Annotated in this window: 15 protein-coding genes and 1 pseudogene; 9 read left to right on the top strand and 7 right to left on the bottom strand. The window is 66.6% G+C overall.

Annotated features, from left to right (window positions below):
* Window positions 1-77: 77 nt before the first annotated feature.
* Complete coding sequence (locus ACCQ01_RS18340; protein ID WP_011038452.1) at window positions 78-1,406, bottom strand: CitMHS family transporter; 1,329 nt, start codon at window positions 1,404-1,406, stop codon at window positions 78-80.
* Between the two features lie 224 nt (window positions 1,407-1,630).
* Window positions 1,631-2,824: an OprO/OprP family phosphate-selective porin gene (locus ACCQ01_RS18335; protein ID WP_012437421.1), complete on the bottom strand. Its 1,194-nt coding sequence runs from the start codon at window positions 2,822-2,824 to the stop codon at window positions 1,631-1,633.
* Window positions 2,825-3,061: 237 nt separating this feature from the next.
* On the opposite strand from ACCQ01_RS18335, the gene ACCQ01_RS18330 reads away from it, so the two are divergent.
* The 4 genes from ACCQ01_RS18330 to ACCQ01_RS18315 all read left to right on the top strand — a co-directional run bounded on the left by ACCQ01_RS18330 (window position 3,062) and on the right by ACCQ01_RS18315 (window position 7,106).
* Window positions 3,062-3,763, top strand: coding sequence for a response regulator transcription factor (locus tag ACCQ01_RS18330; RefSeq protein ID WP_115001871.1), 702 nt, complete (start codon window positions 3,062-3,064; stop codon window positions 3,761-3,763).
* Complete coding sequence (locus tag ACCQ01_RS18325) at window positions 3,756-5,141, top strand: sensor histidine kinase (RefSeq protein ID WP_228431232.1); 1,386 nt, start codon at window positions 3,756-3,758, stop codon at window positions 5,139-5,141. Before ACCQ01_RS18330 ends, ACCQ01_RS18325 begins: the two co-directional genes overlap by 8 nt.
* Window positions 5,141-6,190, top strand: coding sequence for an ABC transporter substrate-binding protein (locus tag ACCQ01_RS18320; protein WP_011038448.1), 1,050 nt, complete (start codon window positions 5,141-5,143; stop codon window positions 6,188-6,190). The genes ACCQ01_RS18325 and ACCQ01_RS18320 overlap by 1 nt, the downstream gene beginning before the upstream one ends.
* Before the next feature lie 277 nt (window positions 6,191-6,467).
* Window positions 6,468-7,106: a response regulator gene (locus tag ACCQ01_RS18315; protein ID WP_011038447.1), complete on the top strand. Its 639-nt coding sequence runs from the start codon at window positions 6,468-6,470 to the stop codon at window positions 7,104-7,106.
* Window positions 7,107-7,276: 170 nt separating this feature from the next.
* On the opposite strand, the pseudogene ACCQ01_RS18310 reads toward ACCQ01_RS18315, so the two are convergent.
* The 3 genes and pseudogenes from ACCQ01_RS18310 to ACCQ01_RS18300 all read right to left on the bottom strand — a co-directional run bounded on the left by ACCQ01_RS18310 (window position 7,277) and on the right by ACCQ01_RS18300 (window position 12,180).
* Window positions 7,277-7,911, bottom strand: a pseudogene (locus tag ACCQ01_RS18310) (DUF1460 domain-containing protein).
* A gap of 338 nt (window positions 7,912-8,249) precedes the next feature.
* Window positions 8,250-10,895 carry a hybrid sensor histidine kinase/response regulator gene (locus tag ACCQ01_RS18305; RefSeq protein WP_228431230.1) on the bottom strand — a complete coding sequence of 882 codons (2,646 nt, stop codon included), beginning with the start codon at window positions 10,893-10,895 and terminating at the stop codon, window positions 8,250-8,252.
* Window positions 10,896-11,010: 115 nt separating this feature from the next.
* Window positions 11,011-12,180 (bottom strand): OprO/OprP family phosphate-selective porin, encoded by a 1,170-nt coding sequence (locus ACCQ01_RS18300; RefSeq protein WP_042596957.1) that lies wholly within the window; start codon window positions 12,178-12,180, stop codon window positions 11,011-11,013.
* A gap of 292 nt (window positions 12,181-12,472) precedes the next feature.
* Between ACCQ01_RS18300 and ACCQ01_RS18295 the strand changes: the two genes are divergently transcribed.
* Both ACCQ01_RS18295 and ACCQ01_RS18290 read left to right on the top strand, forming a co-directional pair.
* Window positions 12,473-13,819, top strand: coding sequence for a dicarboxylate/amino acid:cation symporter (locus ACCQ01_RS18295; RefSeq protein WP_011038444.1), 1,347 nt, complete (start codon window positions 12,473-12,475; stop codon window positions 13,817-13,819).
* Window positions 13,820-13,984: 165 nt separating this feature from the next.
* Window positions 13,985-16,294 (top strand): NADP-dependent malic enzyme, encoded by a 2,310-nt coding sequence (locus tag ACCQ01_RS18290; RefSeq protein ID WP_228431228.1) that lies wholly within the window; start codon window positions 13,985-13,987, stop codon window positions 16,292-16,294.
* 660 nt (window positions 16,295-16,954) lie between these two features.
* On the opposite strand, the gene ACCQ01_RS18285 is transcribed toward ACCQ01_RS18290, so the two are convergent.
* A complete protein-coding gene (locus ACCQ01_RS18285; RefSeq protein ID WP_228431225.1) occupies window positions 16,955-20,314 on the bottom strand; it encodes a GH92 family glycosyl hydrolase in 3,360 nt (1,119 codons plus the stop codon).
* 338 nt (window positions 20,315-20,652) lie between these two features.
* On the opposite strand from ACCQ01_RS18285, the gene ACCQ01_RS18280 reads away from it, so the two are divergent.
* The 3 genes from ACCQ01_RS18280 to ACCQ01_RS18270 are packed head-to-tail and all read left to right on the top strand — an operon-like array spanning window position 20,653 to window position 23,288.
* Window positions 20,653-20,850, top strand: coding sequence for a zinc-finger domain-containing protein (locus ACCQ01_RS18280; protein WP_228431223.1), 198 nt, complete (start codon window positions 20,653-20,655; stop codon window positions 20,848-20,850).
* Between the two features lie 10 nt (window positions 20,851-20,860).
* Window positions 20,861-21,973 (top strand): glycosyltransferase, encoded by a 1,113-nt coding sequence (locus tag ACCQ01_RS18275; protein WP_228431221.1) that lies wholly within the window; start codon window positions 20,861-20,863, stop codon window positions 21,971-21,973.
* Window positions 21,954-23,288, top strand: a complete 1,335-nt coding sequence (locus tag ACCQ01_RS18270) for an O-antigen ligase family protein (RefSeq protein WP_228431219.1) — start codon at window positions 21,954-21,956, stop codon at window positions 23,286-23,288. The genes ACCQ01_RS18275 and ACCQ01_RS18270 overlap by 20 nt, the downstream gene beginning before the upstream one ends.
* Window positions 23,289-23,517: 229 nt before the next feature.
* Here ACCQ01_RS18270 and ACCQ01_RS18265 read toward each other — a convergent pair whose 3' ends face one another.
* Window positions 23,518-24,438, bottom strand: coding sequence for an LpxL/LpxP family Kdo(2)-lipid IV(A) lauroyl/palmitoleoyl acyltransferase (locus tag ACCQ01_RS18265; RefSeq protein ID WP_115556715.1), 921 nt, complete (start codon window positions 24,436-24,438; stop codon window positions 23,518-23,520).
* Between the last annotated feature and the right edge of the window lie 425 nt (window positions 24,439-24,863).

Genomic DNA, 24,863 nt, shown 5'->3' with positions numbered 1-24,863 from the left:
GAAGTCAGGAATCGAAACGGCAGCGCAGCGCCGCTTTTGCGATTCCCCATTCCCGATTCCCCATTCCCGGCGCGCGATCAGCGCGCCAACGGAAACAAGCCAAACAGCAGCCCGCCGGCAAGCATCAGCATCGAAATCAGCACCGCCCATTTCAGGGTGAAGCGCTGGTGGTCGGCGAAATCGACCTTGGCCAGGCCGACCAGCAGATAGGTCGAGGGCACCAGGGGGCTGAGCAGATGCACGGGCTGGCCGGCCAGCGAGGCGCGCGCCATTTCCACGGGCGTGATGCCGTAATGGCCGGCGGCTTCGGACAGGATTGGCAGCACGCCGAAGTAGAACGCGTCGTTGGACATGAAGAACGTAAACGGCATGCTGACGATGGCGGTGATCACCGCCAGGTACGGGCCCCAGCTGTCGGGAATCACCGCCAGGAAGCTGCGCGACATCGCTTCGACCATGCCGGTGTTGGACAGGATGCCGGTGAAGATGCCGGCAGCGAAGATCAGCGACACCACCGACAACACATTGCCGGCGTGGTTGACCAGGCGACGGCGTTGCTCGGCCAGGTTGGGGTAGTTGATCATCAGCGCCAGCGCGAAGCCGATCATGAACAACACCGGCATCGGCAGGATGCCCACCACCAGTGCGGCCATCAGCGCCAGGGTGAGCACCAGGTTCACCCACAGCAGCTTGGGCCGCTTCATGTCTTCGGTGTCTTCAACGCGCGGCAGGGCGTCGTTGTCGTCGGGCAGGCTGGTTTCCAGCCAGTTGCCGTCGGCGGGCAGGCGCACCACGCCCAGGCGGCGACGCTCGCGCATGCCGAGCAGCCAGGCGAGTGCAATGATGCCGGCGATCGCCATCGCCATGGCCGGTACCAGCGGCACGAACACATCGGCCGGATCCACGTGCAATGCAGTGGCGGCGCGCGCAGTGGGCCCGCCCCACGGGGTGAGATTCATCACGCCGCTGGCCAGGATGGTGACGCAGGTGAGGTTGAGCGCGTTCATGCCCAGGCGCTGGTACAGCGGCAGCATCGCCGAGACGGTGATCATGTAGGTGGTGGAGCCGTCGCCATCGAGCGAGATCAGCATCGCCAGGATCGCCGTGCCCATGACGATCTTCAGCGGGTCGCCCTTGACCAGGCGCAGGATGCGGCCGACCAGCGGGTCGAACAGGCCGGCATCGATCATCACCCCGAAATAGAGGATGGCGAACATCAGCATCACGCCGGTGGGCGCGATCTTCTTGATGCCGTCGAGCATCATCTCGTTGATGCCGGTGCCGAAGCCGCCGAGCAATGCGAACACGATCGGCACCGTGATCAGAGCCACCAGCGGCGACAGCCGCTTGCTCATGATCAGGTACATGAAGGTGATCACCATTCCGAAACCGAGCGCGGTCAGCATGCGGGCAAATCCTTTGAGGCGTGCAGCAGGGGATAAGTGGAGCGCGCCACCGCGCCGGGCGCGCAGCAGCGAAGGTGGTGCACGCCAGTGCTGTTGGCGGCTGACGTGACAGCGCTGTGGCTGTCATGCGGCAGGCTGCAGGTCACCGCATTGGCGGACGGCAGCGCGCCGCTGCAGTGGCGGGGCGCAGATGCGCGATGACGCAGGGCGAAGATGCAGGCCACTCAGAAGTCGTACTGGAAGCGGCCGGTAACGGCCAACGTGTGATCGACCACCGCATCCACCATGCGGTCACGGTTGCGGCTGTCGATCACATTGAGCATCACGCGCAGATTGGGCTTGAAGTACCAGTTGCCGCCCAGCGTCCACGACTGCGTGTTGGCGTCGATGAAGTTGGGTTGCCCATCCAGATGCTGGTCGCCGCGCATGTAGTCGTAACGCAGCGCCAGCTCGAACGCGCCGGACGGGCGGTTGGGCGTCTTGATGCGGCTGAAGCGGCCGGTCTTGCGATCGTAGCCGCGCGACTCGCCGGTCACGAACCAGCTGACCAGGCCATAGCTGGCCAGCACCTTGGCATGCTGCGCGCCATCGTCGAGCAGGCCGCCGCTGAACTCGGTCTGCCACGACCATGGGCCGACTACTTCGGCATATTCCAGCGACCATTTGTCGAAGTCGGTGTCGCGGCCATCGGCGAAGCGTGCCAGCGTGATGCGGCTGTTGTTGGCGAGATCGTTTTCCGGGCGCGGGCGGATCAGCAGCGGTGAGGCGCCGCCACTGCCGGGATGCGAATAGCGCTCGTGCGCCAGCGACACGCCCAGATGGCGCAGCCGCGCGTCGCCCATTTCCGGTGCGAAGGTCAGGCGCGTGCCCAGCGCACCGCCCTTGGTGGCCGAATTATCGATGCTTTCCAGGCTGTAGGCGGCCGTGGACCAGGTGGCATCCGGGCGGCTGGTCTGCCAGGAGATCGCCTTGCGGTAGATCGGTGCCAGCGTGGTCGAGGCGTAGCCGCGTTCCAGGAACGGGCCATAGTTGGAGCCGGTCCGGTCGTCCAGCGAGAAGTACTGCTTGAACTGGCCCACGGTCAGCGTGCCGGCGGAGAACTTCTTGGCGATGTAGACATCGCGCGCCAGGATGCCGCGGCTGCCGGGTTCGTACTGCAGGCCGGCGAACTCGGCCTCGGCCTTGTAGTTGAACCCATAGAACTTGCCGGCCACGTCCAGCCAGACACGGCGGAACTGGGTGTCGTTACGCTCGGGTGTGCCGCGTTCATCGTTGTCGAAGACGGTGAAGTCCCAATGCACGCGCCCGCCCACTTCGGCGGTCACCGGGCCTTGGTCATCGGCCGCGTGTGCCGCCGGCGCCAGACAGATGGCCGCACAGGCGGTAATGGCGCGCAAGCGCAAGGTGTCGTTGATCACAGACCCTCCCAGGTACATGTGTGCAGCACAGGCAATCAATCGGCCGCAACCGCGTCACGGCGAGCTGGCTGCAGCCTAGTCCCGCGAAGCTGTCATGGACCTGTCGCGAGACGGGATTGGGGAGTCGGGATTGGGGATTGGCAACGGCAAAGAAGCTTTTGTCCGCCTGGCCTGTTACCTTCCGGCCGCGGTCAACGCACTTGCGAATCCCTAATCCCGATTGCCGAATCCCCGCTCATGCGCCTGTTGCTCGTCGAAGACAACGCCGACCTTGCCGATGCCATCGTGCGGCGCATGCGCCGTAGCGGGCATGCGGTGGATTGGCAGCAGGACGGGTTGGCCGCAGCCAGCGTGTTGCGCTACCAGAGCTTTGATCTGGTGGTGCTGGATATCGGCCTGCCCAAGCTGGATGGATTGCGCGTGCTGGCGGGGATGCGTGAGCGTGGCGACACCACGCCGGTGCTGATGCTGACCGCGCGTGATGGCATCGAAGACCGCGTGCAGGCGCTGGATGTGGGGGCCGACGATTACCTGGGCAAGCCGTTCGACTTTCGTGAGTTCGAAGCGCGCTGCCGGGTGCTGCTGCGGCGCAATCGCGGCCAGGCCAGTGAGGTAGTGCAGCTCGGCGCGTTCGTGTTCGACAACGCTGCGCACACCGTGAGCCTGGACGGGGTGGCGATCGAGTTGCCCAATCGTGAGTACCGTCTGCTGGAAATCCTGATCGGGCGGCTGGGCCAGGTGGTGGGCAAGGACGAGATCGGCAACGGGTTGTTCGGTTTCGATGACGATGCCGGCCCCAACGCAATCGAACTGTATGTTGGCCGGCTGCGCCGCAAGTTGATCGGTGCGCCGCTGCGCATCGTCACCGTGCGTGGCGCCGGCTACAAGCTGGAAGAAGCCGACCCGCAGGCGGTCGTCGAGGCCGGCAGCGATGGTTGAGGCGCATGCGGTGGCGCCGTCGATCCGGCGCACGCTGCTGCTGTATCTGAGCAGCCTGTCGCTGCTAGGTGCGGTGGTGCTGTTCTTTGCCGCACGCGATTACGGCGAGCGTGCGGCCAATCGCTCCTACGACCACCTGCTGGTGTCGTCGGCGTTGTCGATCATCGACAGCGTGGCGTTGGTGGGCGGCGATTGGCAGGTGGATCTGCCGTATGCCTCGCTCGACCTGCTGGGCATGGCGCCGGAAGACCGCGTGTTCTACCGCGTGTTCGATGCGCAGGGCCGCACCATCACCGGCGAAGACACCTTGCCGTTGCCGCCGCGCGCGCCCGATGGCGAGCGGCCGTTGTTGTTCGACGCAAACTACAGCGGCGAGCCGGTGCGCTTTGCGGTGGTGATGCACCGGGTGGCCTCCGACTCCGGGCAGGGCGAGGTGCGCGTGCAGGTGGGTCAGACCCGCCGCGCGCGCGACGCGGTGGCGCGCGATGTGGTGCTCAACGCATTGGTGGCGATCGCAGTGCTGTCGCTGCTGGCGCTGGCGCTGGTGTGGATTGGCGTGTATCGCGCCTTGCGCCCGCTGCAACGCATCGAGCGTGATCTCTCGCGGCGCGAGCCCTCCGATCTGAAACCGCTCACCGTGCCCGCACCGCAGGAAATGCAGTTGATGGTTGCCGCGCTCAACCGCTTCATGGCGCGGTTGTCGTCCAGCAACGAAACCCTGCGCGCGTTCATGGCCGAGGCTGCGCACCAGATGCGCACGCCGCTGGCCGCGTTGCGTGCGCAGGCGCAGCTGGCGATGGACGACGACGACCCGCGCGACATGCAGCGCAGCCTGGTGGCGATCGAGCGCAACGCCAGCCATATGAGCCGCCTGCTCAACCAGTTGCTCAGCGACGCCAGCGTGATCCATCGCGCCAATCTGCAGCGGTTTGCCACGGTCGACCTGGTCGAACTCCTGCACCAGGCGCTGCATGACGCGCTGCCACGTGGCGAGGAGGCACCGCGCGTGCATCTGGCGATCGACCCGCAGCCGGCGCTGTTGCGCGGCGATGCCTTGCTGTTGCGCGAAGCCTTGAAGAATCTCATCGATAACGCCTGCAAATATGGCGCGGGCGCACCATTGCAGGTTGCGCTGACCAGCGACGGCCACCAGCATGTGCTGACCATCGCCGATCACGGCCCGGGCATTCCGCCGGCCGAAGCCGAGCGGGTGTTCGAGCGTTTTGTGCGCGGCCCGGATGCGCCGGCCGGTGGGGCGGGCCTGGGCCTGGCGATCGTCAAGCGCGTGGTCGAGGCACATGGCGGACGTATCGATCTGTCCAATCGCATCGGTGGCGGGCTGATTGCGTCATTGCATTTTCCCGGAGGCACGGCGTGATGCGCGTGGTGTGTGGTGTGGTGTTACTGCTGCTGTGCGGACTGGCCTGGGCGGCGCCCGGCGATGTACGGCGGTTCCCGGCACAGGGCGCGGTGCAGGCGCAGTTGCGCGTGCAGGGCTCCACGGATCTGGAAGTGTTTGGCGCGGTGATCCAGGACTACCAGCGCCTGCATCCCGGCACCGAGGTGATCTACGAAGACGTGATCGCCTGGGACATCTACGAGCAGTATCTGCATCCGGCCGCCAATGCGCCGCAGGCGGATCTGCTGATCAGCGCCAGCATGGATCTGCAGACCAAGCTGGTGAACGATGGCCACGCGCTGACGCATCGCTCGGCGCAGACCGAAGCGCTGCCGGCCTGGGCGCAATGGCGGCACGAAGTCTTCGGCATCAGCTACGAGCCGGTGGCCATCGTCTACAACACCCGCAAGCTCGCCGCCGCGCGGGTGCCGCGTACACGCCGGCAACTGCTCGCGCTGCTGCGCGCGCCCGATGCGCCGTTGCGCGGCAAGGTGGGCACTTACGATGCCGAGCGCAGCGGCGTGGGCTATCTGTTCGCCACCCAGGACGGGCAGGTGGGCAGCATTGCCGGCGCGTTGCTGGCCGCGCTGGGGGCAAACCAGGTGCGTCTGGAAGAACGTACCGGCACCTTGCTGGACCGTGTCAGCCGCGGCGAGTTGTTGCTGGCCTATAACGTGCTCGGCTCCTACGCACAGGCGCGCATCGATGCCGGCGCGCCGCTGGGCATCGTGCAGCCGCAGGACTACACGTTGGTGGCGCTGCGCACCGCGGTGATCCCTAAGACCGCGCCGCACGCGCCCGAGGCGCGCCGGTTCCTGGATTACCTGCTCTCGCCGCGCGGCCAGCAGGTGCTCTCGCGCGAGGCGCGGCTGATGCCGATCCTGCCCTCGGCCGGTGGTCGCGGTGGTTCGGCGCAGCCGCCGTTTCGACCGATTCCACTTGGTCCCGGCCTGCTGGTCTATCTGGACAAACTCAAGCGCCGGCAGTTCCTGGAAGCCTGGCGCGCCAGCACCCAGCCGCCGCGCTGAGGGTTGGCGGGGCGGGCCGACCCGTGTTTCATGGTGAAAACACGCATTGAACGGGCCGCTTGATCGCGGCGAGATGGAGCAGCGCATGCACGCCATGCAGGCGTTCGATGGATGGATTGTCTGCGCGTCTGCCATCTGAGAGGCGTGCGCGGAGTCCAATGCACCGAGCGCATCGGCAGCGCGCCTGCCGCATGCCCGGGCCGTCTAGCACCGCGCACCAGTCACCTACCGCGCAGCGCAGCGGGAAAGCGACGCAGCCATGTGCCAGACTTGGCGCATGGCCGATCTCACCATCCTCGTCGCCGACGACCACCCGTTGTTCCGTGCTGCCGTGATCCACGTGCTGCACCAGACCCTGCCCACTGCCGAAGTGGTGGAGGCCTCCAGCGCCACCACCTTGAGCGCGATGCTGCGCTCGCATCCGCAGGCCGAGCTGGTGCTGCTGGACTTGGCCATGCCGGGTGCGCGCGGCTTCTCCGCGCTGCTGCACGTGCGTGGCGAGCATCCCGACATTCCGGTGGTGGTGATTTCCTCCAACGACCACCCGCGGGTGATCCGGCGCGCGCAGCAGTTCGGCGCGGCCGGCTTCATTCCCAAGTCCACCCCGGCCGAATCGATCGGTACCGCGGTGGCCAGCGTGCTCGATGGTGGCACCTGGTTCCCGCCGATGACCGCCGAGCGCTCCGAAGCCGATGCGCAACTTGCGGCCAAGCTCGCCCAGCTCACGCCGCAGCAGTTTCGCGTGTTGCTGTGCCTGGCCGATGGCCTGTTGAACAAGCAGATTGCGCACGAACTGGGCCTGGCCGAGAACACCGTCAAGGTGCACGTCACCGCCATCCTGAAAAAGCTGGACTGCTACAGCCGCACCCAGGCGGCGGTGTTGGTCAAGGCCTTGGAGCCTGAAGGCGAGGGCTGAGCGCACTGCGCGTGCTGCAGGGCACGTGGCCGCTTCGGATACAACGCCTCAGCCGCTGCGTAGCTAGCTAGTTGCAAGGTGGCGCATGCACTGCTGCAACCGGCTATTACGCGGCAGCCAAGCTCATGCAGCCTGCGAATGTTCCATCTTCTGCAGGTGCAAAGCGCGCATCACTGCTTGGCCCTGTAGACAATGATCCCCGGCCGTCTTGCCACATAGTCCAGGAACGGCGAGTCCACCACCTTCTGGTTCTCCGCGCGCGAGGAGGCATTGCGCAGCATGGGGCCGCGGTCGGTCATGATGAAAAAGCCGACGTGGGTGACGTCCAGCCCGTCCAGCGGCGTGTAGATGCCGATGAAGTCGCCGGTGCGCAGTTTGCGAATCAGCGCCGCGTCGATGTGTGCGGTGGGGATGTAGGTGATGGCCCGCGCCACCACCGGCAGCCCGGGCAGGTAGTTGCTGCCATCGGCCTTGAGGTTGAGTTGTTTGACCACGGTGACACTGTCGGGGCTGACCGTGCGGTGATGTCGGTGGCCAGCTCATACGTGCGGTTGGCCCAGTCGCTGAAGAAGTGCTTGCGGTGGGTGAAGCTGACGATGCCGTCGACATAGCGGGTCAGCACCAGCTGATTGACGAAGTCCTGCTGCGAATAGGAGCGACGTGCGGCCTCGACATAGTCCAGGTAGGTGAAGCAGTCCAGGCCGGTGAAATCGATGATCAACTTCTCCGGCGTGGTCGCCGAGCCCTGCAGGACGTGATCGCGATACGGCGTTGCCAGAAATTGCGCGGACACCACATCGATCATGTGGCCGGTGCTGAGATGGCGGTGATGTGCGACCTGATCCAGCACGGTGATCAGTTTGCCAGCGGTGTACGGATCCATCTGCACGCGTGCTGATGACCCGGGCTGCGCAGTGCCAGGAGCATCCTGCGCATGCGCCGTGAATCCGCCTGCGCAGCTGACAATCAACAAGGACGTCAACAGAAGCAGCGTCGTCTTCATCATCGAGTGTCCACCTTGCAGGTGCGAAAGCACGATGATTCAGGCTAACGGCCAGTGCCTGACGTCGAAACGCGAAGTGGTGGTGCACGATCCGACCCCGCCAGGCAGCGGTGCCTGCGCCTGTGCGTTGCCGCACAGACTTACCCGCGCCGCAACAGCATCTGCGTGACCAACGCGCGCAGCGCCGGCGGCCGGACCGGTTTGGACAGGAAGCCCCAGCCCGCCTCCAGCGCGTGCTCGCGCAAGGCGGGGCTGGGTTCGGCGGTGACCAGGATGACGCGCGGTTCGCGCTGCCATTGCGCCACCAGTTGCGGCAGCAGCATTGGGCCGTAATGGTTGCCCATGCGTACGTCCAGCAGCAGCAGTTCCGGGGCATCGTCGGGGTTGGCCGCGGCCAGTGCGTCGTCGGGGCCGCCAGCAAAATCGACCCGGCATTCCCAGCGCTCCAGCAGTGCACGCGTGGCCTCGCACACGCGCGGGTCATCGTCCACGCACCACACCCGGCAGCCGTGCAGGATAGGGTCGTTGCCGTGTTCGTGCTGCAGCTGCGGCGTGGGCAATGGCTGCACGATGGCCGCACGTTCGCCCAGCGGCACGCTGACCGAAAACACGCTGCCGCCGCCCAGCGTGGAGCGCAGGCCGATGCGATGCCCGAGCAGCCGGCCGATGCGCTCGACAATCGCCAGGCCCAGACCCGCGCCACGGTCGTTGGCCACGCCGTCGTCGAGGCGGCGGAATTCTTCGAAGATTTCGTGCTGCAGCGCTTCGGGAATGCCAGGGCCCTGGTCATGTACTTCGATGCGCAGCCAGCCGCCACGCCGGCGGCACCCCAGCAGCACGCGGCCGCGCGGGGTGTAGCGGATCGCGTTGGACAGGAAGTTCTGCAGGATGCGGCGCAACAGGGTTTCGTCGCTCAACACCACCGCCGAGGTGGGCACCCAGTCGAGCACCAGGCCGCGGTCTTCGGCCAGGATGCCGAACTCGCGCGCCAGGGTGTCCAGCAGCGGGCCGATCGCAAAATCGCGGACCTGGGTTTTCAAACTGCCGGCTTCCAGGCGCGAGATGTCGAGCAGGCTGTTGAGGATGGCGTCCTGCGCCGCCAGTGCGCCGTCGATGTTGTCCACCAGTTGCGCACTGCCGGTGGCCTGCACTTGCCCACGCAACACCGAGACGAACATGCGCGCGGCATTGAGCGGCTGCAGCAGGTCGTGTACTGCCGAAGCCACGAAGCGGGTCTTGTAGCGGTTGGCGCTTTCGGCCTCGCGCTTGGCTGCGGCCAGATCGCGGGTGCGCTCGGCCACGCGGTGTTCCAGCGCATCGGCCAGCGAGCGCAGTTCGCGCGCGGCGTTCTTGTAGGTGGTGATGTCGGCGTAGCTGGTGACAAAACCGCCATCGGGCAGCGGGTTGCCGCGGATTTCCAGCACCGTGCCGTCTTCCTTCTCGCTCTCGCGCATGTGCGGTTTGCCGCTGCGCAGATGGTTGAGGCGGCGCTCGATGGCGGCCTCGATCGGGCCGGGCCCGAGCAGGCCGCGGCGCGCATTGAAGCGGAACAGGTCTTCGATCGGCCGGCCAACCTTCAACAGCTCGGCGGGAAAGCGGAACAGCTCCACATAGCGCGAATTCCACGCGACCAGGTTCAGCGCCGCGTCGATGACCACAACGCCTTGCGGCAAATGTTCCAGGCTGCGGCTCAGGCCGGTGTTGGCCTGCTGTGCCGCTGCCACCACGCCATCCTGGGCGGTGCGCAGTTCTTCGGCGTGTTGCTGCAGCAGCGTTTCCAGTTCATGCCGGCTGCGCTGGCGCAAGGCCGACAGCCGGCTACGCTGCTGCACGAACAACCACAGCAGCGCCAGCGCCAGCCACGCACCGGCCGCCGCGATGGCCGCCGCGCGGCCGGCGGCCGCACTGGCGCGGGTGTCGTGCAGCAGGTGCAGGCGCCAGCCGCTCTCGGGCACCTGCAGGGTCTGCCACAGCACCTGGCCGCTCAGTGGCGGCATCTGCACCTCCGCCAGCACACCGCCACTGCCGGTGGGTTCGATCACCCGGCGCTGCAACGGCAGCAGGCGCTGGTTGGCGTACTGGCGGGTGGCCTGCAGTTCGCGCCGGTCACGTTCGCTGAGCGGGGCGAGCATGCGGTAGCGCCATTGCGGGCGGCTGGCCAGGAACACCACATCGTGCGCGTCGGAGGCCAGCACGATGTCCGGGGTCTGCAGCCATTCGCGCTCCAGTGCGGCCAGCGCGATCTTGATCACCACCACGCCCTGCACCTGCCCGGCAGGGTCGCGGATGGCTTGTGACAGGAAGTAGCCCGGCTCGCCGGTGGTCAGGCCGATGCCGTAGAAGCTGCCGCTGCCACTGGCCAGGGCCTGTTGGTAGTACGGGCGGAACGCATAATCCACGCCCACGTTGCTGCGCGCGCCGCGCCAGTTGCTGGCGGCCAGCGCGATGCCGTCGCGGTTGATCAGGGTCAGCGTGGAAGACTGGGTGACGTTGTTGGCGCGTTCGAGTTTGCGGTTGAGGCGTTCGACCTGGTCGGCCGACAACGGCGCGTCGACGGCCGCGCGCAGATCCGGGTCCAGCGTCAGGATCTGCGGCAGGGTGCGGTAACGGTCGATGCGTTGCTGCAGCGCCTGCGCATACAGGCGCAACTGACGTTGCACCGTGGCGCTTTCTTCGCGCAATGCGTTCTGTTCGACGAAGTAGCCGGCCGCGAACATGGCCACCAACATCCCGCCCAGCACAATGGACAAGGTGAACAGCAGGCGGCGGCGTTGCGAGGGATACATCGCGCAAGTATGGCGGCGGTGGGCGCTGGGCGCAGCCACCGCACACACGGCTGCGGCCGCGTCCCGAAGGAGGCGGCCGCAGGGTGATGCGTGTTGAAGCCTCAGCCGTGGGCGCTTAGAACATTACCTGCGCGCGCAGTTCCATCACGTGCGGGGTTTCATGCACGCCGTTGCGCGTGGCATCCACCCAGCTGTAGTTGGCCTGCACCTTGAAGTGGCTGGTGAGGTACCAGTTGGCGCCGATGGTGGTGTCGTGCTGGCGGCCGCCGCTGACGCGGTTGTCTTCCAGGTCCAGGCGGCTGTAGCGGGCGGTCAGCTCGACCGCGCCGTAGTCGTGGGCGGGCTTGATGTTGCCCGGCACGCCGCCGGCATAGCTGCGCGATTCGCCGGTCAGCGACCAGGTGCCGTAGACGTACTGGCCCTGGGCGATGTAATGCGGCTGGTTGGCGTTGCGCGCTACTTCGGCACGCAGCGCTTCGCTCTGCAGCGAGAACGGGCCGTGGATCCAGACCGCTTCCACGCCGGCGCGGATCACGTGGTCCACATCGAGGATGGTGCCGGTGTCGATCAGGCGCACGTCGGTCAACCCGGCTTCCGGGCGGGCGCGCAGCCGCACGCGCGGGCTGAACGACACGCCGCGGCCGTCACTGAAACCACGCGGGTTCTCCACCGAGCCGGCCAGGCCCAGGTGCAGCACGTTGCCTTCGGCCTTGAACGGGGTCCACGCCGCATGCACGGCCTGGGTGGTGCCGGGGTTGTCGCCCTGCAGGTCCTGGCCGCCGTATGCGCCGGCCTGCAGCAGGTACTGCGGACGCTCCAGTGTCCATTCCACACCGGTACGACGGCCCTGGAACACCGCCTGGATCGGCAGGCCCAGTTCCATGAAGCTGCCCGCACGCGAGCTCTGCACCGCTTCCAGGCCCACCGGCACCTTCATGTAGCCCAGGCGCACGCGGCCGTAGTCCTGACCGAGCAGCGCCTTGGTTTCGAAGCGGAAGAACACGTCCAGCCACAGCTTGGTTTCGAAGTCGAAATACACCATGGCGTCGTAGACGCCCTTTTTCTTCAAGGTGGCGCCGAATTCCTTGCGGCGGAAATCGGTGCGGTCTTCCAGGCGGTCGTCGCCGGAGAAATTGTTGTCGTCGTAGGCGTAGTTGCCGGTCAGGCCGATTTCGGTGCCGTCACCGAAGGTGTACTTGGTGGGCCAGTTCTCGATCGAGGTGGCGGCATGGGCGGCGGGCGCGGCGGCGATGGCCAGCGCAAGAACGAGCGGATTGAGGCGCATAGGAATGATCTTCGGCGAGGAAAAGTAGGGGCCGGGCGTCCTGCCATGGCGAGCGCAATGAACAGCTTCATGAAACGCGCAGGGTCCGGGACGGCCAACAACACAGAAAGTCGGTGTCTGCGTTAAACGGAATTAACGGCCGAGGGGCGCGTGGCTGAAGTGTAAGACCAGGTTCAGGCAACGCCCAGTGCGTAGTACCAATGGGTTATCGGCCCGGGCTGTGACGTGCGGCCAGAATGCCTGCACCGGGTGCCTGGCTCAGGCGCCCTCCAAGTTCCCTCGGAGTGGTGTCATGCACATCAGCAAGCCTGCCGGCCCCCTGCCGGCGCCTGTCCCCTTCTACCGCCAGTTGTATTTCCAGGTGGTGGTGGCGATCGTTCTTGGCGCCCTGCTGGGCCATTTCGAGCCGGCCTTCGCCGAAAGCCTCAAGCCACTCGGCGATGCCTTCATCAAGCTGGTGAAGATGATCATCGCGCCGGTGATCTTCCTGACCATCGTCACCGGCATCGCCGGCATGACCCACCTCAAGACGGTGGGCCGGGTCTTCGCCAAGTCGATGACCTACTTCCTGTTCTTCTCCACGCTGGCGCTGATCGTCGGCATGGTGGTGGCGCACGTGGTGCAGCCGGGCGCCGGCATGAACATCAACCCGGCCGAGCTGGATCAGAGCGCGGTCAATACCTACGTGCAGAAATCGCACGAGCTGAGCCTGGTCGGCTTTTTGATGGACATCATCCCGGCCACGCTGATCAGCGCGTTCGTCGATGGCAACATCCTGCAGGTGCTGTTCGTGGCGGTGCTGTTCGGCATCGCGCTGGCCCTGGTGGGCGAACGTGGCCGCCCGGTGCTGAGCTTCCTGGAAGCGCTCACCGCCCCGGTGTTCCGCCTGGTGCACATGCTGATGAAGGCTGCGCCGATCGGTGCATTCGGTGCGATCGCCTTCACCATCGGCAAGTACGGCGTGGAATCGCTGGTCAACCTGGCCTGGCTGGTGGGCTCGTTTTACCTGACCTCGTTGTTCTTCGTGCTGGTGATCCTGGGCATCGTCTGCCGGTTGTGCGGCTTTTCGGTGCTCAAGCTGATCCGTTACCTCAAGGCCGAGCTGCTGCTGGTGCTGGGCACCTCTTCGTCGGAGTCGGCATTGCCGTCGCTGATGGAGAAGATGGAAAAGGCCGGCTGCGAGAAGTCGGTGGTGGGCCTGGTCGTGCCGACCGGCTACTCGTTCAACCTGGACGGCACCAACATCTACATGACCCTGGCGGCGCTGTTCATCGCCCAGGCCACCAACGTGGACCTGACCCTAGGCCAGCAGATCACCTTGCTGGCGGTGGCGATGCTCAGCTCCAAGGGCGCGGCCGGCGTGACCGGCGCAGGCTTCATTACGCTTGCGGCCACGCTGTCGGTGGTGCCGGATGTGCCGGTGGCCGGCATGGCGCTGATCCTGGGCGTGGACCGTTTCATGAGCGAGTGCCGCTCGCTGACCAACTTCATCGGCAATGCAGTGGCCACGGTGGTGGTCTCGCGTTGGGAAAATGCGTTGGACCGTGACCAGTTGAGCCTGGCACTGGACGGCCGTGCGCCGCCGCTGCAGGCACCGGTGCCGCCGCCGGACGCAGTCGCGCCGGTCAGCGCACGCTGATGCTTCCTACGGCCCTGTATTCCGCTGGTATCCCGGCGGGATGCAGGGCCGTTTTTGCATTGCAGCAACCGATCTTCCTGCCGCGCTGACAGCTGCGCGACAGGCCCTTGTTCAGGCAGGAGGGTAGAATTCAGCCCTTCTGCGCCCTTGAGACCTACACAGCCGATGTCCAACGACGACTTCAAACAGGCCGCCCTCGACTATCACCGCCAGCAGCCGGCCGGCAAGATCAAGGTCACCGCGACCAAGCCGATGCTGACCCAGCGCGATCTGTCGCTGGCGTATTCGCCTGGCGTGGCCTTCGCCTGCGAGGCCATCGTCGAGGACGCCACCCAGGCCAGCGAGCTCACCGCGCGCGGCAATCTGGTGGCGGTGATCACCAACGGCACTGCGGTGCTGGGCCTGGGCAACATCGGCCCGCTGGCCTCCAAGCCGGTGATGGAAGGCAAGGGCGTGCTGTTCCAGAAGTTCGCCGGCATCGATGTGTTCGACATCGAGATCAACGAGAACGATCCGGACAAGCTGGTGGACATCATCGCCAGCCTGGAGCCGACCTTCGGCGGCATCAACCTGGAAGACATCAAGGCGCCGGAGTGCTTCATCGTCGAGCGCAAGCTACGCGAGCGCATGAACATCCCGGTGTTCCATGACGACCAGCACGGCACTGCCATCATCGTCGGCGCGGCGGTGCTCAATGCGCTGGTGGTCACCGGCAAGAAGATCGAAGAGGTCAAGCTGGCCACCACCGGCATGGGCGCGGCAGGTATCTCGTGCGTCAACATGCTGGTCTCGCTGGGCCTGAAGCCGGAGAACATCCTGGCGCTGGACCGCGACGGCGTGATCCACACCGGCCGCACCGACCTGGACCCGGACAAGCAGCGCTACGCACGCGACACCGATAAGCGCACCCTGGCCGAAATCGTCGAAGGCGCAGACATCTTCCTGGGCCTGTCGGCCGCCGGCATTCTCAAGCCGGAAATGGTCGCCACCATGGCGCGTCAGCCGGTGATCTTCGCCCTAGCCAATCCCAACCCGGAAATCACCCCGGAAGCGGCCAAGGCGGTGCGGCCGGATTGCATCATCGGCACCGGCCGTTCGGACTACCCGAACCAGATCAACAACGTGCTGTGCTTCCCGTACCTGTTCCGCGGCGCGCTGGACGTGGGCGCCACCGGCATCAACGAAGAGATGAAGATCGCCTGCGTCAAGGCGATTGCGGCGATGGCGCGGCGCGAGGCCTCCGACCTGGGCGCGGCCTATGGCGGCGAGACCCCGAGCTTCGGCCCGGAATACCTGATTCCGCGTCCGCTGGACCCGCGCCTGCTGGTGGAGCTGTCTTCGGCGGTGGCGCAGGCGGCGATGGATTCGGGCGTGGCCACGCGCCCGATCGCCGACATGGCGGCCTACCGCGACCGGCTCAGCCAGTTCGTCTACCGCACCAGCCTGATGATGAAGCCGGTCTACGACCGCGCGCGCGCCGACAAGCAGCGCGTGGTGTATGCCGAAGGCGAGGAAGAAGTGGTGCTGCGTGCGGTGCAGAACGTCATCGACGAAGGTCTGGCGCTGCCGATCCTGATCGGCCGCCCGGACGTCATCGAGGCGCGTATCCAGCGCATGGGGCTGCGCATCCGTGCCGGTGAAGATTTCGAGATCACCAACATCCACGACGACCCGCGCTTCAACGATTACTGGCAGTACTACTACGCGCTCACCGAGCGCCGTGGCGTGACCGTGACCGCGGCCAAGGAGCTGATGCGCTCGCGTCCGACCCTGATTGCCGCAGTGATGGTGGCGCGCGGCGAAGCCGACGCGATGCTGTCGGGCGTGGTGGGGCGCTTCCACAAGAAGCTGGGCTACGCGCGTAGCGTGATTCCGCTGGAACCGCGCGTGAGTTCCACCTCGGCCATGACCGGCGTGATCAACCAGCAGGGCGTGTTCTTCTTCCTGGATACGCACGTGCAGGAAGACCCCACCGTGGAGCAGGTGGTCGAAGCCACCTTGCAGGCCGCGTATCGCCTCAAATTGTTCGGCATCGAGCCCAACATCGCGCTGCTGTCGCATTCCAACTTCGGTAGCCACGATTCGCGTGACGCATTGAAGATGCGCGAAGTGCGCGAAGCCCTGCTCAAGCGCAAGCCCGAGCTCAACATCGACGGCGAAATGCAGGGCGACACCGCCTGGGACGAAGCGCTGCGCAAGCAGATCATGCCCAACAGCACGCTCAAGGGCCGCGCCAACCTGTTCGTGCTGCCCAACCTGGAAGCGGCCAACATCGCCTACAACCTGGTGCGCGTGTTCACCGACGGCGTGGCGATCGGCCCGATCCTGATGGGCATCTCCAAGCCGGTGCACATCCTCACCACCAGCGCCACTTCGCGCCGGGTGATGAACATGACCGCGATTGCTGCGGTGGATGCGCAGATCCGCAAGCAGCGTGATGCCGAGAAGCACAACGCCGAGAAGAACGGCGGCTGATGTTGCAGCGTTGGTGACCGGGGCGTTGAGTGACGCCTCGGTTATCAATAGCGCCAATGGAGGCTGCAGGTTCGACAGTGGTGGATGTGATGGCGTCTACAGGCGAAGGTGCTGAGAACAACGCGGTTGAGGCAAGTCTCTACAGCAAGCAGCTATGCAAACCGTCTAACGAATAGATCGGGCAATACGCTAGAACAACTAGCTGGAGTATCTGTTCGAAAAACATTTGAGTGTGATCGGTAGAGCCCTATCGCGCGCAAGCGCGCTCCTACGGATATCGCGCTGAAGCAATTGCCGATGCGAAAAGCTGATGCAACTGCTGCTTGAGTGCGGCGATCACGAGCAACAGCCTTTGATGCGCTATCCGCTGCGCATCAGTGCTGGGCCAGTCACTCGCTGCCGTACGCCTGCCAATATGGCTGAAAGCCCTCTCCCGGCGAGAGAAGGGTTCGGGTGAGGGCACGCCCGCCGGCCAATGAGCGAGCATTCGGACGAGTTGCAGAGCGACTGCGGTCTGCCCGCACGTGCGCAAGCCCAAACAGTCAGCGCAACATTTCAAGCACGCTATAACGCTGCACCAGCCCGCCATGCCTGGTCGTCGCTACCAGGCCAGCATGCCAGTACTCACTGCGCCACCCGCACGCGCGCGTCGCCAAACCCTCACGGCGAGGCCGGCGCCACACGCAGCAATTCGATCTCCGCCAACTGCACCGGCTTAGGTGTGCTCACGCGCAGCCGGTAGTCCGTGTACGCGCCCGGTGTGGCAATCCGGAAGGGCCGCGTCTGCAGGGGCCAGCGGAACACCTCATCGCGACGTTGATCAATCACCGTCCAGTGGCCACTCCCGGTACGCGCGTCCAAGGTCCACCCGCCGTTGGTAATCGCCGCGCTGCCGCTGGTGAGCGTATACAGCGTCGGCGTGCCGGCGTCGATGCCGCTCACCGTGACCGCAGACGCGGACGACACTGTGGCCATCGTTGTCGCATCGTCATCGTGCAATGCGTCCACTGCGCCGCCATCGTCCCGCGTGATGCGCGCGCGCGTGCCCAGCAGATCCTGCAACGGCGCAGGGCGCTGGCCCGGCGGCGTCAGTGACGGTGGCGCCGCATCCGCATCCGTGCCCCAGCGTGACGGGCGCGGGCCCATGACGAAGTCCAGCGTTGCGCCCTTGGCGATGTCGGCATGCGGCACCCAGGTCTTGCGCCACGGCTTGCCGTTGACCTTGAGCGATTGCACATACACGTTGCGCGGCGAATTCTGCGGCGCGTTGACCGAGAGCGTGCGGCCATTGGGCAGCTGCACGCTGGCATGCGTGAACAGCGGCGAGCCGATCACATACTCCGGCGCGCCCATGCGCAACGGATACAGCCCGAGCGCGGCGAACAGGTACCACGCCGACATCTCGCCGTTGTCTTCGTCGCCGGCATAGCCCTGGCCGATCTCGCTGCCCAGGTACAGCCGCGCCAGGATCTCGCGCGTCAGCTGCTGGGTCTTCCACGGCTGGCCGGCGTACAGATACATCCACGGGATGTGGTGCGCGGTCTGATTGCTATGCGCGTACATGCCCATGCGCACATCGCGCGCTTCGGTCATCTCATGGATCACGCCGCGATACGAGCCGGAAAGCGCGGCCTGTGCCGTTTCCGGCGTCGCAAAGAACGTATCCAGCTTGGCCGCCAGCGCGTCGCGTCCGCCATACAGCACAGCCAGGCCTTCGCCATCGTGTGGTGCGGTGAAGGCAAAGGTCCAGCCGCTGGATTCGGTGTAATCGTTGCCCCATTCGCGTGGATCGTAGTGCGCGGCATCCAGGCGCCAGCCGCCATCGGGCGTACGGCCCTGGAAGAAGCCGATTGCCGGGTCGAACAGCGCCGCATAGCCAGCGGCGCGGTGGCGGAAATACAGCGCCTCGGTGGCATAGCGCTCGCGCGCTGCGGCGTCCGGTGTCTGTTGTGCGAGCGCATCGGCCATGCCCGCAATCCCGAAGTCGTTGAGCGCACCTTCCATCGACCACGACATGCCCTCGTGCGTGTCGGTGTCGGCATAGCCGCGGAAGGTGGAACGGGCCATGCCCTTGCGCCCTACATGCCGGTCGGGCGGCACCACGGTGGCGTTCTTCAACGCGGCGGCGTACGCCTCGGCCGGATCGAACCCTTGCACGCCCTTGCGCCAGGCATCGGCAAAGGCCACATCCGAACTGGTGCCCACCATCAGGTCGGCGTAACCCGGCGAGGACCAGCGCGCCACCCAGCCGCCGGCACGCGCCTGCTCCAGAAATCCTTGCACCAGCGCGCCGGCCTCGGGTGCAAACAGCGCGTAGGCAGGCCACGCGGTGCGGAACGTATCCCACAGCCCGTTGTTGACGTAGACACGGCCGTCGCGGATCGGCGCAAAGCTGCGCACGGCGCTGCCATCGGCGGCTTCGTCGGACCAGCTGTTCTGGCTGGCATAGCGCCACTCCGGCGCGCTGGCGCTGCCGGCATTCTCGTGCGCGGAGTTCGGATACAGATGCAGCCGGTACAGATTGGAATACAGCGTGGTGCGCTGATCGTCGCTGGCGTCCGCCACTTCGACGCGCCCAAGCAGCGCATCCCAGGCGTCCTGCGCACGCGCAGCCACGCGCTCCAGCGAATCCTGTGGCGCGATCTCCAGGGCCAGGTTGTGCCTGGCCTGTTCCAGCGAGATCAGCGACGTGGCGATGCGCATCTGCACCGTGCGCGTGCTGCCTGTAGCGAACTTGATCCAGCCCGTCGGCCGGCCGGTGTCGCTGCGGCCGCTCGCCTTCCACGGCGTATCGAAGCGGGCGTACACGTACATGCGCGTCGCGCCCGTGGACAGCCCACTGCGCACATCGGTATAGCCCGAGAGCGTTTGCGTGGCCGCATCCAGGGTCAGCCCACCGCGTGCATCCACGTTGTCGAACAGCAAATTGGCATCGCCTCCGGGTGGAAAGCGGAAGCGGAACAGCGCCGCGTGATCGGTAGGAGCGATCTCGGCCTGGATGCCGTTGTCCAGCTGTACCGCGTAGCGATACGGCCTGGCCACTTCGTTGGCGTGCGAGAACGCCAACGCGCGTTTTATGCGGTCCGCTTCCGGCGCGCCGCTGTGTGTGGAGGGCATCACCTGGAAGGTCTGGCGGTCGCCCATCCACGGGCTGGGCTGGTGACTGAGCGACAATGCCTGCAGGCGCGGGCGGTTGTCGGCACCGTTGTGCTCGTTCCAGCGATACAGCCAACCCAGCGTGCCGGCGTCGGTCGCCGGGGTCCAGAAGTTGAACCCATGCGGCACCGCCGTGGCAGGGAAATTATTGCCGCGCGAGAACGTGCCATTGGACTGCGTGCCGCGGGTGGTCAGCACCCAGTCCGACGGCCGTGCAGGCGCCACGCGCGGAACTTCGGCAATGGCGATATCGTCGAGCCAGCCACGCACCGGCGCGCCGCCCTGTGGCGCCACTTCCAGCGCGATGGCGGTGATGCGCCGCCCGCGTAACCCGGCAACATCGCCCAGCCTTACCGCCTTGCGTGCCCACTGCTGCGGGTACAAGGTCTTGGAAGCGCCCTGCGCGGCTGCGCCGATCGCCACGCCGTGCTGGTCCAGCGCGTTGCTGGCCGACAGCCGGCTCCCGTCGTCCAGCAGCAGATCCAGCGACACAAACGTGGAGCTGACATGGTCATCGCCCACGCTTTCGGGCAAGACCATCCACGACAGCGTGGTGTCGGCACCGATCAGGTGATCGGTCGTAAACAACGTCCGCCGCCCCGCGCCAACCCGGCTGCTGTAATGCAGTGCGTGCGCGCCGCTGTAGCCGGCGTGGTGTTTGGCGGCATACGGCGCGTCCGGGCCGCTGCCGACCGCGACCTGCAGCGCATTGGCACGATCAGCGACAAGCTCGCGCTCGTGCGTATCGAAGGAGGCGAAGAACCCATCGGCGGCAGCAGCCGGGAGCGCGGTCGCGACCGCCAGGGCAAGCGCAACAGGGCGCAACAGGTGCAGCGGGCGCGGCACGACAGCAGAGGAACGCACGTGATGATGTCTCCCGGAAGGCGGATGCAGCAGAGCGCCGAGGCGGGTGTGCTGACGCATGGGCAGCCATGCGGCGTGCGCGCACGTGCACCCCAGGCAACGTGTCAGCCGATGATACGGCGCATGCGTCGCCGCTCGCGTCACACCGCCTTGCGCCAGATTCGGGACCGTGCCGCAACAAGGCCGGGGACGCCGATAGCGCAGGCAATGGTCATGGTGAACACGCCTGGCAGCTCGCTGGCAAACGTCGGCACCGCGCGCTGGACGCGTCGCTGGGCCGTGCCGGGCGCGAGGCTGCTAGAATCCGCGCTCTGTCTTCGCCTTCCGATCGTGCCGCCATGAGCCAGACCGCCACCGCGCCCGCCAATGCCGAAAAGCGCTACACCGTGCACCGCGTTGACCTGCCGCTGAGCTGCCCGACGCCTGCGATGGCGCTGTGGAATTCGCATCCGCGGGTGTACCTGCCGATCGAAGACGAGCCCAACTGCGAAGCCAAGTGCCCGTACTGCGGTGCACTGTTCGTGCTCGCCGACTGATCCTGGCGGCATGCACCGCCTGACCGTGGTGCAACTGCTGCCGGCGCTGCAGTCCGGCGGCGTCGAGCGCTCCACCCTGGAAATCGCCGCTGCGCTGGTGCGTGCCGGCCATCGCGCTGTGGTCGTCTCCGCGGGCGGGCGCCTGGTCCAGCCGTTGCTGGAGGTCGGCGCCGAACACCTCACGCTGGATATCGGGCGCAAGTCGTTGCTGACCTTGCGCCACGTGGTGGGGCTGCGCCGGCTGTTCACCGAACTGGGCGCCGATATCGTGCACGCGCGCTCGCGCCTGCCGGCCTGGCTGGGCTGGTACGCCTTGCGCGGGATGCCACCGGCCACGCGGCCACGCTTCGTCACCACCGTGCACGGGCTCAATTCGCCCAGCCGCTACAGCGCGGTGATGACCTACGGCGAGCGCGTCATCTGCGTCTCGCAGACGGTGCGCGACTACGTGTGCACGCATTACCCGCACACCGATACCGCGCGCCTGCGGGTGATCCCGCGCGGCGTGGAGATCGCACAGTTCCCACACCGGCCGCAGCCAGACCGGCGCGCACGCACGTGGGCGCAGACGCTGGTGCCCGGCTTGCCAGCCGATGTGCCGCTGCTGCTGCTGCCCGGCCGCGGCACGCGCCTGAAAGGGCATGCCGATGGCCTGCAACTGCTCGCCGCTGTGCGCGCCGCCGGTCTGCCGGCCTGGTTGTGGCTGCCCGGCGCGCGCGAGCCGGGGCGTGAGGCCTATATCCGCGAACTGGAAGCCGAGGCGGCCAGGCTGGGTGTGGCCGATGCCGTGGCCTTCACCGAACCCACTGCGCGCATTGCCGAGGCCTACGCCGCCAGCGACCTGGTGCTGCAACTCTCGCGCAAGCCCGAAGCCTTCGGCCGCACCGTGATCGAAGCGCTGGCCGTGGGCCGGCCGGTGCTGGGCTGGGCGCACGGCGGCGCTGGTGAACTGCTCGCCGAACTGCAGCCCGCCGGTGCGGTGCCGCCATTCGATGCCCAGACATTGGCGCAACAGGCGCTCGCGTTACTGCACCACCGCCCGGCACCGCCGGCGTGGCTTCCCTACACGCTGCAGGCCATGCAAACGGCCACCTTGAAGGTCTATGACGAACTCCGCCGCTGAGGCAGCGCCGCGCGCGCCCGTGCTGACGCCCGATGCCGGCCGCTGGGCGCCGGTGTGGGTGCTGCTGTTTGTAGCCTTGTGGCCCACCCCGGGCCTGGCCGAAACGGTGCTGTCGCTGGGCGCCGTGTTCGCGGCCTACCGGCTGCTGCACACGCGCTTTCGTGGCGGCACCAGGCTCTTGAGCGGCGCTGCCTGGGCGCTGACCAGTGTGTTGTTCTTCGCCTACTGGTTGCCGCAGATGCTTTCGGCCGTGGATGCGGTGGACGTGGGCCGCGCGCTGCGCAAGTCCGCCACCGACCTGCGCTATCTGCCTTTCATGTGGCTGTGCGCCATCGCGGTGGCCAACGCGCAACGGCGGCGGCGCACCTTTATCGGTCTGGCGGTGATCGCCGGGGTGTGGACGCTGGACGCATTGCTGCAGGTCGCGCTGGGCAGCAGTCCGTTGTTCTTCGCACTGGATCAGGTCAAACAGCTGATCAGCGGGCACGGCCTGTGCACCGCGCAGGAGCTGGCGGTGGTCGACCGGCTCAGCGGCGTGCTGGGGCCGTGCAATCTCAAGTTCGGCCAGACCCTGGCCAGCCTGTCACCGTTCCTGCTGCTGGCGCTGGGCCGGCGCAGCGCCTGGGCGTGGGCCGGTGCGGCGGCGGCGGTGGGCGTGGTGCTGGTGCTGGCGGGCTCGCGCGCTTCGTGGATCACCTACGGGGTGATCGTGCTGCTGTCCGGTTGGCAGTTGCTGGGCGGGCGCAAGGTGATCGCAGTGGCGGCGCTGGGCGCGGTGTTGGCCGCAGGCGTGGTTGCCGTGGCACCGCAGGCCCGCGAGCGCCTGCAACGCACCACCTTGGCCTTTACCGATGGCGAGCAGGGCGTGGATCAGGCCTTGTCCGGGCGCGCGCAGATCTGGGGCGCGGCGCTATGCATGATTCGCGAGCATCCGCTCAATGGCGTGGGCGCGCGCGGCTTCCGCCAGGCGTACCCGGCCTGCAATCCTGCACCTGATCAGGCCCCGGCCTGGGGCGATGGCCCGGCCTTCCACGCGCATCAGATCCTGCTGGAAATCCTGGCTGAAACCGGTGTGATCGGCCTGCTGCTGTGGCTGGCCGGCGCGGCGCAGGCGTGGCGCGCGTGGCGCTATTCGAGCCCGGCAGCCCGCGCGCAGGCACGCCCGGCGATGATCGCCCTGGTGGCCACGGTGTTCCCGCTCAACACGCACCTGGCGTTCTATTCGAGCTTCTGGGGCGGTCTCAGCCTGATGCTGGCCGGCCTGTATGCCGGTGCGTTGCTCAATGACGATGGGGATCGATTGCCGCCTGCCTGAGCGGATGTTTTGTTCGGGCGAGGTGTGTGTGGTTTGCGTCGGGGTTCAACCGGCTGAGTGACTCTGCAGCTGAATGCGGCACTTATGTGGTGGCGTGGATGCCTGGCAAGAGCGCCGTATCCGTTTGACGCGCCATCGCTGCCTGCAATGCGCGATCAACTCCGTACGCCGGCGGCCCACCTTGCTAGGCGTTCGCCGCACTGAAGCACTAGTGCCAGTGCCAGTGCCCTCAGCGATAGAAGTCGCTCCGCCCACCGGGCTGCCGCTTGAAGCGGCGATGGATCCACAGGTATTGATCAGGCGCTTCGCGCACCATGTCCTCGATCGCCGCATTGACCTGCGTGGTATCGGCGATCACGTCGTCGGAGGGGATGTCCGCCAGCGGCGGTGCGATCTTCAGCACGTAGCTGCCGCCTTCGCGACGATGGAAGTACGGCACCACCGCGCAGCCGGTGAGCCGTGCCAGCTGATGGGTTGCGGTGATGGTGGAAGCCGGATGCCCGAAGAACGGCACAAAGACCGTGTCCTTGCCGCGCATGTCCTGGTCCGGCGCGTACCACAGGAAACCACCGCGCTTGAGATGCTTGATGGTGGCGCGCAGGTCCTCGTTGGCGAACATGTGCGTGGCGTAGCGCAGCCGGCCGCGCTTGACCGCCCACTCGAACACCGGATTGCGGTGTTTGCGGTACATGCCGGCCAGCGGCACGTGGTCGCACAACAGGCGCCCGCACATTTCCAGGGTCATGAAGTGCCCGGACACCAGCAGCACGCCGCGCTTTTGTTCCTGCAGCTGCTGCAGATGTTCAAGGCCTTCGATCTGCACGCGTGGACGGATGGTGGCGATGCTGCCCCACCAGGCGCGTGCGAATTCGAACAGGCCCACACCTAGTGCGTCGAAGCTGTCGCGTAACAGCCGTGCCCGCCACGCGTCGTCCTGCTCGGGGAAGCACAGTTTCAGGTTGACCTCGGCCGCGCGGCGGCGCGTGCCGGCCAGGCGCATCGCCACCCAACCAACGCCGCGGCCAAGCGCGCGTTGCAGCAGCCACGGCAGGCGCCCGGCGAGCACCATCACCGCCAGGCCCAGGTACATCGGCCAGTGCTTGGGGTTGCGCAGGGAAGGGCGGACGGCGACGTTGGCGGACTCGGACATGGCGTAATTCTAGAGCGTGCTCCGGGCTTTGAGGTGAGTGGGCGGTGGGCGGTACAGCCAATGTGTTACGCGTACCGTGGTGTGAGCGCTACTGGCAGGGATTGTTCGCGCTCATGGTCTTTGCGCGTGTGGCGGCGCCACGTCACGCGTAGCCTTCGCCGCACACCTGCCTCATGCGGGTAGGACGGGACCTTTGTGTCCAACGTGTCGGCGGAATACTGCGCACCCGCGGTGTGTCTGAGGCGGATGGACTACAGGTCGCGATGCAGGGGTAGCACGGCGATCGCGCGCACAGCCGCACTTGTGGCTGCACTGCGAACGACCGCACCAGTGTCTGCGTCTAAGCCAAGCCGGGCCAGGCACGCCAGGCCAATCAGCAAGCAGGCAGGACGGCCACACATGCGCGCGCGCAACGCCTCCCGTAT

Source organism: Xanthomonas sp. NCPPB 4037 (genome assembly GCF_041475695.2).
GTDB lineage: Bacteria > Pseudomonadota > Gammaproteobacteria > Xanthomonadales > Xanthomonadaceae > Xanthomonas > Xanthomonas campestris.
Note: the sequence above shows the minus strand (reverse complement) of the source record. Positions and strands in the feature narration are given on the sequence as shown.